Origin of the sequence: Ruminococcus sp. OA3, assembly GCF_022440845.1 — a bacterium.
In the GTDB taxonomy this organism is placed as follows: Bacteria; Bacillota; Clostridia; order Lachnospirales; family Lachnospiraceae; genus Ruminococcus_G.
Window position 1 is genome coordinate 1483622 of the sequence record NZ_JAKNTO010000001.1, and the last position, 12052, is coordinate 1495673.

The 12052-nt window shown below is 46.3% G+C and carries 11 protein-coding genes; 7 read left to right on the plus strand and 4 right to left on the minus strand.

The annotated features are described in order from the left end of the window. Positions 1 to 3 precede the first annotated feature (3 nt). Complete coding sequence (locus tag MCG98_RS06730) at positions 4 to 939, minus strand: DDE-type integrase/transposase/recombinase (protein WP_240288967.1); 936 nt, start codon at positions 937 to 939, stop codon at positions 4 to 6. A gap of 209 nt (positions 940 to 1148) precedes the next feature. Here MCG98_RS06730 and MCG98_RS06735 point away from each other — a divergent pair, with 209 nt between their 5' ends. Further along, positions 1149 to 1730, plus strand: coding sequence for a helix-turn-helix transcriptional regulator (locus tag MCG98_RS06735; RefSeq protein WP_240301173.1), 582 nt, complete (start codon positions 1149 to 1151; stop codon positions 1728 to 1730). Between the two features lie 69 nt (positions 1731 to 1799). Here MCG98_RS06735 and MCG98_RS06740 read toward each other — a convergent pair whose 3' ends face one another. The 3 genes from MCG98_RS06740 to MCG98_RS06750 form a co-directional block, all read right to left on the minus strand. After that, positions 1800 to 2384, minus strand: a complete 585-nt coding sequence (locus MCG98_RS06740; protein ID WP_240301180.1) for a helix-turn-helix transcriptional regulator — start codon at positions 2382 to 2384, stop codon at positions 1800 to 1802. A 4-nt stretch (positions 2385 to 2388) separates the two neighbouring features. Next, positions 2389 to 3567 (minus strand): iron-containing alcohol dehydrogenase, encoded by a 1179-nt coding sequence (locus MCG98_RS06745; RefSeq protein WP_240301182.1) that lies wholly within the window; start codon positions 3565 to 3567, stop codon positions 2389 to 2391. A 183-nt stretch (positions 3568 to 3750) separates the two neighbouring features. Then, positions 3751 to 6144: a formate C-acetyltransferase/glycerol dehydratase family glycyl radical enzyme gene (locus tag MCG98_RS06750; protein WP_240301184.1), complete on the minus strand. Its 2394-nt coding sequence runs from the start codon at positions 6142 to 6144 to the stop codon at positions 3751 to 3753. Positions 6145 to 6494: 350 nt separating this feature from the next. Between MCG98_RS06750 and MCG98_RS06755 the strand changes: the two genes are divergently transcribed. The 6 genes from MCG98_RS06755 (at position 6495) to MCG98_RS06780 (ending at position 11971) form a co-directional block, all read left to right on the plus strand. Then, positions 6495 to 7853 (plus strand): MATE family efflux transporter, encoded by a 1359-nt coding sequence (locus tag MCG98_RS06755; RefSeq protein ID WP_240301186.1) that lies wholly within the window; start codon positions 6495 to 6497, stop codon positions 7851 to 7853. 212 nt (positions 7854 to 8065) lie between these two features. Further along, complete coding sequence (locus MCG98_RS06760) at positions 8066 to 8902, plus strand: 3-hydroxyacyl-CoA dehydrogenase NAD-binding domain-containing protein (protein WP_240301188.1); 837 nt, start codon at positions 8066 to 8068, stop codon at positions 8900 to 8902. A 248-nt stretch (positions 8903 to 9150) separates the two neighbouring features. Further along, on the plus strand, positions 9151 to 9522 hold the full coding sequence (locus MCG98_RS06765) for a hypothetical protein (protein ID WP_240301190.1): 372 nt from the start codon (positions 9151 to 9153) through the stop codon (positions 9520 to 9522). Between the two features lie 80 nt (positions 9523 to 9602). Further along, positions 9603 to 10196 (plus strand): hypothetical protein, encoded by a 594-nt coding sequence (locus MCG98_RS06770; RefSeq protein WP_240301192.1) that lies wholly within the window; start codon positions 9603 to 9605, stop codon positions 10194 to 10196. 2 nt (positions 10197 to 10198) lie between these two features. Continuing rightward, entirely contained in the window at positions 10199 to 10408 is a 210-nt protein-coding gene (locus MCG98_RS06775) for a hypothetical protein (protein WP_240301194.1), read from the plus strand. 339 nt (positions 10409 to 10747) lie between these two features. Further along, positions 10748 to 11971, plus strand: a complete 1224-nt coding sequence (locus tag MCG98_RS06780; protein ID WP_240301202.1) for an NAD/NADP-dependent octopine/nopaline dehydrogenase family protein — start codon at positions 10748 to 10750, stop codon at positions 11969 to 11971. The last annotated feature ends 81 nt before the right edge of the window (positions 11972 to 12052 follow it).

Below are 12052 nucleotides of genomic sequence, written 5' to 3' on the forward strand. Positions count from 1 at the left end.
ATGTTACAGTGACATCAGATAATTATCCAGTACCTGTTTTGGGGTTTTCCATCCAAGTGGGCGCATAGGAAAGTTATTATAATCTCTGCGGTTATAGAGTTTTAACTGTTTGCTGAAGTCTTCAAAAGAGTAAAAACTGTGGACAGCATAGAAACGCTCATTGTCTTTCCTGTGGCTTCGCTCCACTTTGCCATTATGCCTTGGAGTAAATGGACGTATCAGCTTGTGCCTGATGCCGTATTCCTTAAGCCGGACTTGAAAGATGGTAGGTTTATCCGAACCGCCGTAAGAGCTGAAGCGTTTGGTAAATTCCTGACCATTATCAGTCTGGACACATTCGACAGGGCAGGGAAACGCTTTGATAAGATGCTCAAGGAACAAGGCAGCGGAATAGGAGCTGTGTTCTTCAAATGCTTCCACAAACCGCCATCTGGAGTACTCATCAATGGCGGTGTACTGATAAAACCGTTGGTCTTTGGCTTCATTCATGAGACAGGCAGAAGGGACAAATTTCACGTCAATCTGAATCCGCTGTCCGGGATAGGCCATCTGCTCATAAGGCTTAGGGATGTACTTGGGATTCGGAGGATGAACAGCCATAATCCCCTGTTTTCTAAGGAAACGGTAAAGCCCGGGAATAGAACGGGAATAACCGCGCTGCATAAGTTTTACCCAAAGGATGACTAAACCAGCCTCAGGATTACGTCTGCGCATATCGGTAATCATTTTGATCTCCTGAGGCGTATGCTGATTAGGATGGCTGTGTGGGCGTCTGGAGCGTTCACGGAGGGACTCCATAGAGCCGTCAAAGCGACGTTTCCAGCGATAGATATACTGCCGATTGGTTTTATATTTAACGGCAGCTTTGGTAACGCCATACTTCTCAGCGTAACGGATCAGGGATAGACGGTATCTCATATCTTGTGTTATACTAGCCATAGCAGGGAACTCCTTTGTTTATGTTGTGGTTGTGGTGACTAAAATATAACACAAAGGAGAGATCCCTGCATTTTAATTATTCAGTTGTAACATATGTATTGTAATCCTACAGGGATCCCCGGCTGCTTTTGGCACTCTATATTGACATATTACCTTGAAATGTTATAATAGACTATGGAAAAATGAGAAGATAAGGAAAGGTAGTGTGAATGAATCCAGATCCAATCAGCCGGGGTATCCGTTTAAAATCCTACCGGAAATCAAAAAAAATGACGTTAAAAGAACTGTCGGAGGAAACCGGACTCTCTGTTGGCTTTCTGAGCAAGATCGAGAATGGTTTCGGAAATCCTTCTATTAATAATGTCCAGAAAATCTGTTATGCACTGGGAATAACCGTCAACGATCTGATGATTACCAAAACGGAAGAGGAACTTCTCAGTACGATCAACAAGGATTCATCCTACGTCGTTCGCCAGTCTGATCGCTGTTTGCTCTATGATTTTTCCGGTTTTGTTCGATTTGAAAGTCTTTTTGAGGGAGACCCTCATTTTTCGCTGAATGTATTGACGCTGGAGGGAGACACCAGCAACTGCTTTCGTTCTGCACACAGTCATGATGAAATTGGAATTGTTGCAAAAGGAACACTTCAGACCATACTGAACGACAGCGAAGAAATTATCCTTCAGGAGGGCGACATGATCCTGATTCGCGCGCAGACCACCCACACGTTATCCAGTGCTACGGATGATACCTGTATCAGCTACTGGCTGGAGTTTAAGAATAAAGACTGATATGAAAAGGACGCCTGATTGCTGGCATTTTATCCAGCTTCCGGCGTCCTTTTTATATTTGCATAGGAATCAGTTATTATTATTGACAATCTCCACCCAGTAGCTGACGCAGTCTTTTTCAGAAACGCAGGCCACGGTATGATGTTGGTTGGCTCGGAGCATCAGTGCATCTCCTGCGGTCAGAATATATTCCGTTTCATCTTCAAAGGTCACGGACATGGAGCCGCTTGCTACAATTCCCAGTTCATCATAGCTGTACATGGCGCTGTACTGTTCCTGTGCGCCTCCCGTCAGCGTCATGGCATTCACTTTGAAATTGGGATTCCCTTCAAAGATGGATTCCAGACGTACGCTTCCGGAAAAATCATAGAGCAGACACCGCTCTGTGCTTTTAAGGACGTAGGAACTGTTTTTGTAAACATTGATCAGCAATTCCTCGTTGCTTTTCGGCGTCAGCAGATCGTTGGGAGTTACCTCCAGCACATAGCAGATTTTCTGGATATTATCTACGGAGGGGTTGCCCGTACCGTTTTCAATCTTGCTTAAAAAACCGATGGATAAACCTGTCCGGGCAGCCAGATCCTTCAATTTTAATCCTCTGCTCTGACGCCAGAATTTCAGGCGGGTGCCGAGGTTTTTCTGTTTATCTTCCATTGATTCACATTGCAGCGCGATAGATCTCTTCCGTGATTTCCGGAGTCAGTTTCACGAAGTTTCCGTGATTTGGAGCGCCATGGAACATGCTTCTTGCAAGTTCCGGAACATCTTCCATCTTTCCGCCGATTTCGCTGATCGTGGTTGGCAGTTTCAGCACGTCCTTAATAAAAACCTGCAGACGCTCGATGCCTTCCAGAGCTGTTGCCTCCGGATGCTCATAATCCATCTGGCAGCCGAAGATACGCGTAGCGAACATCACGAATCGTTCGGTCCCCTGAGTCTTCATCGCATACTCCATCCAGGAAGGAGTCAAAATTGCAAGTCCTGCTCCGTGAGAGCAGCCATAGTGAGTGGACAGCTCGTTCTCCATATGATGGGTTCCCCAATCCTGTGCGCGTCCAACGCCGGTCACGTTATTGTGGGCGATCGTGCCGCACCACATCAGGTTTGCGCGGGCATCGTAGTTATCCGGTTCCAGCATTGCACGTTTTGCTTCCTTCAGAACAGTCAGCATACAGGATTCGAGCAGACGGTCGGTAAACTCAACCTCCGGTGTATGGCTGAAGTAGCGCTCCATACAGTGGGAGAAGATATCGAATGCACCACTGGCGGTCTGATAAGGCGGAAGTGTACAGGTGAGTTCCGGGTTCATGACAGCGAATTTCGGGCGAAGGACATCGCCGTCTGCACAGCGTTTGTACATACCATTTTCATTGGTGATAACGGCATCTGTGGAAGCTTCACTTCCGGTAGCTGCCAGTGTCAGGACTACGCCGATCGGCAGAGACTGCTGCACCTGTCCCTGTGTACCATCATAGAAATCCCAGAAATCGCCGTCATAGAGAGTGCCGAATGCGATGGCTTTGGAAGAGTCGATTGCGCTGCCGCCTCCTATGCCGATCACGAAGTCTACTTTTTCCCTGCGCGCCAGTTCGATGCCTTCATAAACCTTTCCGCTAAGCGGGTTCGGTTTTGCACCTCCCAGTTCAACATAAGAGATTCCCTCTGCGTCCAGGGATTTCTTTACCCTGTCCAGCAGTCCGGAACGTACGACGGAACCGCCGCCATAGTGCAGAAGCGCCTTTGTGCCTCCGAACTTCTTTACACATGCTCCGGTCAGTGACTCAGCGTCTTTTCCGAACTGGAACCAGGTTGGGCTGTAGAATGTAAAATTGTCCATTTGTGTTTCCTCCATTCATATAATTTTCTTGTACTGTTTTCCTGAAAGGAATATTTTTCTTATATTATACCATGAAATCACAGCTTTACAAGTGAATTTCCGGAATTTCAGGAAACTTTTTCAAATATGCAAATTCATCCAATGTACTTCCGATTATTGGTATCTCTGAGAAGGGGTAAATGCTCACCGGCAGCCGCAGCCGCCAAAGGAAGAAATCTCCGTACGTCCAATGATTTCATCCTGCACCTCTTTGCCGAGTTCGACAAAGAATGCGGTGTAGCCGGCAACACGGATCAGAAGGTCACGGTGTTCATCCGGGTGTGCCTGGGCAGCCAGAAGTGTCTCTTTGTCGACCACGTTAAACTGTGAATGGTAAATGTCCAGGGTACACTGTGTTTTTAGCATATTCATCATGTTGCGAAGACCGGATTCTCCCTGCAGGATTGCCGGTTCGATCTTCATGTTCAGCTGTGTCCCCTGCGTAAACCGTGCGTGTGGAATGTGGCTGACAGACTTCAGAAGAGCGGTGGGACCGTTTACATCCGTTCCGCCGGTGGCGCCGATTCCGTCTGTCAGAGGTGTTCCCGCGTAATGACCGGAAGGCAGTGCACCGACCCATGCGCCGATCGGGGTGTTGCCGGATACAGGCAGCATACCGGTCGTCATCTTGCCGAATTTGGTATGATATGTTTCAAAGGTATCGGTCACATAAGTAAAAAGTTCGCCTACGCAGAAGTCTGCACGCTCATCGTCATTGCCATACTTGGGGGCATCCATACACATCTGGTGTACGTCTTCGTAGCCTTCAAAATTGGCGTCAAGTGCCTTCAGAAGTTCATCCATGGTGAGCTTTTTCTCGTCATAGATCAGATACTTGACAGCTGCAATGGAGTTGATAATATCAGCCTGCCCTACGGTGATGACACCTCCCCCGCAATTGTATTTTGCGCCGCCTGCCGAATAATCGATCCCCTGACGTATGCAATCGTGGTATCCCAGTGACAGCGCGGGAACGGTACGATAGTTGATACTCAGGTAATCCAGGAGCTGGTTGCCGGATACGACGACATCTACAAAGTAGCGGATATGAGTCTTGATGGCTTCGTAGAATTCCTCAAAGGTTCTGAAGTCTCTGGGATCGCCGGTCTGAACGGAGCACTGTTTGCCGGTGATACGGGATACACCGTTGTTCAGTGCCATCTCTACGATACCGCCCATGTTGATATCCGCCATATCGGTATATTGTTTCATTCTGCCGGACAGGTTCGTCTCCACGCAGCCGCAGGGATTCCAGTCCCACGCTTCGGACAGCGGCACACCCTTGTTCAGCATCATACGGATTCCGGCATCGTCATGATAGATGGCGGGCATAGACAATCCCTCGCGGATCGCTTCGCATCCTTTTCTCAGTAAAGAATCAGGATTCTTGGCGATGTTGTAGCGAATGGAGAGGTTCGGTTCCTTAAAACGGACATCCTGGGTGGCCTGGATGGCTATGTAGGACAGGTCGTTGGTTGCGTCGTTGCCATACTGATCGATTCCGCCGACACATACCTGTACCGTAATGCAGTAACCAGCTGCGAACTGTGCGGTTACTTCGTCCTGGAAAAGGGAAAGTTCTGCGATCTTGATCCACATACAGTCGAACAGCTCCTGAGCCTCGTCCGGTGTGATCCGGCCTGCATCCAGATCAGCTTTGTAGTAAGGCCACAGATACTGATCAATCCGTCCCAGGTTGTAGGAAGATGCATTCTGTTCCATATAAATAGCATATTCATATGACAGCATCGATTGAAGTGCCTCATACAGAGTACGTGCCGGATGCTCCGGTACGCGGCGGTTTACTTCGGCAATTTTCAAAAGTTCGGCCCTTCGCTTTTCATCTTTGCACTCTGCAGCCATCTGCTCCGCCAGATCTGCGTGGCGGTTTGCCAGCGCGATGATCGCATCAGCGGCAATGATCTCGGATTTATAGAAGAACATTTTTTCCAGATCACCCACGTGAGAATCATCCAGCTGTGCCAGGGCTTCCTCGGCTTCCTTTTTGATTCCTCCAACTCCCCTGGACAGGATCATTGGCCAGTCCGGGGTCGTCTCACCGTAGCCGCGAACAGCCTTCCGGTCGATATAGATCATGCCGTTATCACGCATGGTACGCATATCTTCCGGGGCGAGCCTTTGCCAGCGGTCTAAAAGACATTTGTTTTTCCAATAGTCGGAAACCTCTTCTGTGAAGACTTTTTTGCCTTCTTCGCTTAAAAAGAAGGGGTCAAATTTACGGTTGCTGATGGTATCAAGCTCCCGGTCCAGGATGGAACAGGAACTGTCTGCACAGAGGATACCGGCACGCGGTTTGAATGCCGCGCCGCCCACCAGCAGCTCATTGTCCTGAATAAAAATATTTTTCTTCAGGCACTGATGCCGAAATCCGGTCGCTTTCTGGATGATCCAGGGTTCGCCTTCGCTCTCCTTGAAGCCTTCGGTGAGATATTTGGCGTTGTAAACATCCATGTCCACGCGTGTGTCAAGATACTGTTTCCTTAAAGCTTCAATTCTGGAAATATAAGCTTTTTCCATGTGCTACCTCCTAAAAAGAGTGAAAAAATTGTGATCAGGTATATCTTGCACGATATGCAAATATTAGTTGCCTAAAATATAATTTTATTATACAATAATGCTGAGACAAATGCAATGCCCTTGCCCTTTTAAAACAGAGGAATTTAGATAGGATACCGGGATAAAACAGGCAAATAATCCAGTAAATATGCGGTATTTTGTATGGGCGTTGAAAGGCTGCCGGATGCTTGCCGGGACGATCACGGCGCTTGCGGGAGTGTGGTTGACACAGAGGAAAATAAATAAACTATAGGAAAAATTTCTTGTGAATTGTGCAGCGATTTCGGAGAAAAAACGGGAGTATAAAAGATATGGCGGAAAGAAAAAGCAGTCTGACCGAAGGGTCAGTTGCAAAAGGTTTGTTTTTATTTGCCCTGCCCTTGCTGGGAAGTAGTTTGATCCAACAGTTGTATAATACTGTGGATCTTATTTTTGTTGGTAATTTTCTGGGCAAATCCGCAGCGGCTGCCATCGGATCCACCACATTGATCGTCAACTGCATCATCGGATTTTTCAATGGCATGGGAATGGGCGTGGGAGTCCTGACGGCCCAGTTCTATGGTGCTGGGAAAAAAGGCAGGATCAAAGAGACGGTGCATACGGCCGCAGGGCTGACCCTGCTACTCTCGTTGATTATTACCGCGGCGGGATGGATTCTTTGTCCTTATTTGCTGACCCTGCTGAAGATTCCTGTGGATATCCAGGTGCCTGCGGCTACCTACCTGCGAATCTACCTGCTGAGCATTCTGTCTATTGTAGGCTACAATATGAGCGCCGGCGTTTTAAGGGCTCTGGGCAATTCCAGGACACCTATGCTCTGCCAGCTGCTGGGGGGAATTATAAATGTAGTGGCAGACGCACTTTTTATCTGCGTATTTGATATGGGGATTGCAGGGGCAGGCCTGGCAACAATATTTTCCCAGACCCTGGCGGCAGTATTGACTATTCTGTGCGTCTGCAGACTTCCGAAAGAATACCGGCTGGAACTGCGCAAGGTGACCATCAGGCCGGAAATGTCAAAAGCAATCTTTAAGATCGGCATTCCGGAAGCCGTCCGCTCTATGATGATCACATTTGCGAATCTGATGGTACAGACCCAGATCAATATCCTGGGGGTAAACTCCATGGCGGCCTATGCTTCCTATACAAAAGCCGAGGGGTTTCTGTACCTGCCCCAGTGGGCTATCGGACAGGCAAACACCACGTTTGTGGGACAGAACCTGGGGGCGCGGAATGTGGAGCGGACGAAAAAGGGGACGCGGACAGCCATTATGATGGTGATCGGAATAACGATAACGATCAGCGCAATCATTCTGATCTTTCCGGAGCAGGTGTTCCGGTTGTTCTCAAATGATCCGGAGATCATCACACTGAGTGCAAAAATCGGCTGTACGACATTTGGACTGTATTTCCTGTATGGCATCGTGGAAGTAACCGCAGGTGCCATCCGTGGATCCGGGCGCAGTACTCCGCCCATGGTCATTCTGATGATCAACATGTGCGGTGTGAGGCTGATCGTTCTCCACCTTCTGCTGAAATATTTTGATACAATTGACAAGATTATACTCGTTTTCCCGATTACGTGGATCTGTTCCAGTCTGTCCATGCTGCTCTACTATCGATTTGGAAAATGGAAGACGTCCGCCTTGCTGGACAGTAAAAAGCTGTAGGGAAGAAACCCGGCCGTCAGGGTCCGGACAGCGGTGTTATTTTTCTGACTTTCTGTCATATGGTATGATCTGCCGGATCATATAATGAATATGAATTCTTATTTGTAACTACTGATTTGATGTAACAGCTCAGATGAGGAAAAATTTGTACAAAGCCGGGCAGGAGGATGCTCCGTCTGAACTGTTACAATTTGTAAGCGAGAGGTGCAGGAATGATTGTAGGAGTAATTGGAACTGGAACGATGGGGCGGGGAATTGTGCTTGCGTTTGCTCAGGCTGAGGGTTACGAAGTTTGCTTGTGCAGCAGAAAAGAGGAAAGTGCAAAAAGCGGAAAAGAAAAAATTGCGCAGGCATTGGAGAAACGCGTAGGGAAAGGAAAGATCACGAAAGAGAAAGCGGAAGAGATTCTGGGCAAAATTAAAACAGGAACAAATGAAATATGTACTCAGGCAGATCTTGTCATTGAGAGTGTTCGGGAGGATATGGACACCAAAAAAAATCTGTTCAGTGAATTGGAGAGAATCTGTCCTGAAAATTGTATATTTGCAACAAATACCTCGGCTTTGTCGATTACGGAGATGGGACAGGGTTTGAGTCGTCCGATTGTGGGCATGCATTTTTTTAATCCCGCCGAGGTGATGAAGCTCGTTGAGGTAGTGGAAGGTATGAATACGCCGGAATCTTTAACCGCACAGGTGAAAGAGATTGCCGAGAGCATTGGAAAAGTACCGGTTCAGGTGGAAGAATCTGCAGGTTTTGTAGTAAACCGTATTTTGATTCCCATGATAAATGAAGGAATTTTGCTCTATGCGGAAGGAGTGTCTTCCGTGAAAGAGATTGATACGGCCATGAAGGCGGGGGCTAACCTTCCGATGGGGCCATTGGAACTGGGAGACCTGATCGGGCTGGATGTCGTACTGGCGATTATGGAAGTTCTATTGAATGAAACAGGTGATCCCAAATACAGACCGCATCCGCTGCTGAAAAAAATGGTGCGCGCAGGTCAGTTGGGAAGAAAAAGCGGCAGTGGTTTTTACTGTTACGCTTAGGCGGAAAATACCAATTGAATGTTGAAGGATAATTATAGAGAAGAAACTCGGTTGAAAAGCTGCGTACCCATAAGGAAGTAATTCATTACCGCAGAACGGCATAGTCGAAAGGCTATGCCGTTCTGCTTTTCCTTTATTATTCCAACACTTGGACAAGGATTGATGATTGTTTTTATATTTTGTAATTATTATACTTGATTTATAAAAGAACAACAACTGTTGATTTAATAATAATGGAGGTGCTTCAAATGAAAAAAAGCAGTTTTGTGGCAATGGTCTTAGGAACAGTAAGTGCAGTTTTCTTTGCTCTCGGTATGTGCATGGCACTTATTCCGGAGTGGGACGCCTTTAAACCGGGCGTTATTTTCGGTTGTGCTGGTTTGTTTCTCGGTCTTTTAACCTTAATCGTATGGAGAAGAATGGAACATAAAAAACCTGTCCATTTTTCGGTAAAAACAGTTTTTACGGTTGTTATCGGCGTTGCCGGAGCTTTCGCACTGGGCGTAGGAATGTGCTTTAGTATGGTCTGGGGAAGAATGGTCATGGGTGTGGCAATCGGTCTTGTCGGAATTGTTATTCTGCTTTGTTTAATACCTTTAACAAAGGGCATTAAAGAGTGAGACACATTAAGGAGAAAATCTTTGATATACTCAAAAGCACAAAAATTGGTAATAGGCTGTTAAATGAGCAGCGATACAGAATGGTATCAGGCGCAGCTTTCGGCTTTGTTATCAATCTACTGTATGCACTCTATAATGGTGCGCTTGGTATCGTCTATCGGTCGGTATGGTTTATTACCATGTGTGCGTACTATATGATTTTAAGTACAACACGTTTTTCTGCCGTATTATGTGAACGTCAAAATAATAAGGGGGCTTCTAACGATATGGAATATTTTGTGATGAAGCTGTCCGGCGGTCTGCTGGCCGCATTAAGTCTTGTTTTGACCAGTGTAATATATATCAGTCTGGCAGAAAATATTGCAACCAAACATGAAACGATTGTGATGATTATGATTGCAACCTACACTTTTTATAAAATCACAATAGTAAGCGTTCGTGCAGTAAAGCATCATAAAAATCCGTCGCCGTTATTGACAGTCATTCGCAGTATCGGTTATGCGGATGTGTCAGCGTCTATTTTCACTCTGCAACGGTCTATGTTTATTTCCTTTGGCGAATTGACCGATAGAAAGGCATTTATAATGGATGTATTAACTGGCGCGGCGGTATGCCTGTTCATATTGGCACTTGGACTTTCCATGATAATCAAAGGAAAAAAGAAAGGAAAATGAATATGTCAAAATCAAAACTTGTAAAAGCAAATGAAAAAATCACAGAAAAAGTTGTTGGTACTTATGAGAAAATTGAAGATACAGTTGTCAGCAGCTACACAAAGATTGAAGATGCTTTTGTTGACCGCTATCTTACAAAAGACGGGGAAAGTATTGAGGAAGCGAAAGAACGGATAAAACGGATAAAACGGGAAACGGGCAACTTAAAATAAGCCGACCACTTTTTGAAATGACTGACTCTCCGCTTCTGTGGAAGACAGTAATGGAAGAGTAAAAGCTGTATTGGATCATAAGTAACTGGCCGGGGAGCCGGGACATCACAGTATGGAAATACTGCACGGTTGTTCCGGCTTTTTTTTGGTGATTTTTGCACAAAAAAACGCTTTACAAACAAATAAACTGGGAATATAATACAATTAATGGATGACTGAAAGTCAATGAAATTAAGTCAATGTACAAAGATCATTGAAACAAAGTCAAGGAATTCCAAACAGAGCTCTGCAACAGGTCCTAAAGAACTTGTCAATATGTGCCACAGGAGGTATAAAACGATGGATATGAGTTATCTGAAAGACATGCCAATTGCCATTCTCGGAGGAGGCGGTGTTGGTAAAACCATGGCGGGCGACTGCGCCCTGGCAGGAAAGAAAGTCCGCATCTGGGATCAGCCGGATTTTGCTAAGATTAACTTCCGCAACATTGAAAAGACCGGTATTAAACTGGGCGGTCATCAGTTCAGCTACTATGGATTTGAGAGATACGGTGTCGGACATGTGGAACTGGCCACTGACGATATGGCAGCAGCTGTAAAAGGAGCAGGTATTATAGTCGTTGCTACGGTAGCAATGGCTCATGAAAATATTTTCCGTGAGTTGATTCCGCTGCTTGAGGATGGTCAGGTAATACATATCTTACCGGATAACTGCGGCACCTTTATTTTTCGCAAATTAATGCGTGAAATGAATTGTACGAAAAATATTATTGTGGGTGCATGGTATACCGCTCCTTACGGTGTGCGTATCATAAAACGCGGCGGGGTTTTAACCAATGAATGCAAGGTTGAAGACCGCATCACCACCATCCGCGGTGCGGCTCTTCCTCACTCGGATACCGATGCATTTATCGAGTCTGCTCAGTATATTCCCGCGATGGATGCGATCCGCACCGGAGATGGATTTGTAAAAGGCACCACCGTTATAGACGTTAATCTGTCCAACGTCAATCCTGTAATCCATGTTCCGGGAACTGTTCTGGGTGCTGCGGTCATGCAGAACTTTGATACGGTCCTGGGACAGGATAAGAAGAACTACTCTCTGTATGGATTTGCGCTGTGTCCTGCGATCGCAGAGGTGCAGGCGGTTTTCTGGGAGGAGGAAAAGGCACTGGCTAAGGCTATGAATGTAGACATTTGCACAGTGAACTATGAAGACTTCTTTTCACGTACCACCATGTATGGCAAAGAGTATATGGGACCGGATTTTGCAGTGCCGTTTGAGGAGAAATATGAGAACTTCTATGGAGATGGACCTTTTGACCTGGAGAATCGTTACATCACAGAAGACGTTCCGGTAGGATGCTATCTGATTCAGCAGCTGGGCAGGAAGTACAATGTTCCGACGCCGACTGTCGACTGCATGATCTATCTGGCAAATGTGATGATCAAGAGAGATCTGATTGCAGGAAGCAAATATACTCTGGAGTATCTGGATATCGACCATATGGATGATGAACAGCTTCATCTCTATCTGAATGAAGGGGTTTATACAGCCAAATAAAGCTTCCATTTGAGTTTGAGCGCATGATAAAAAAGGGTATGTTTCTGACAGACGAAACATGCCCTTCTTTGTAAAGAGGCA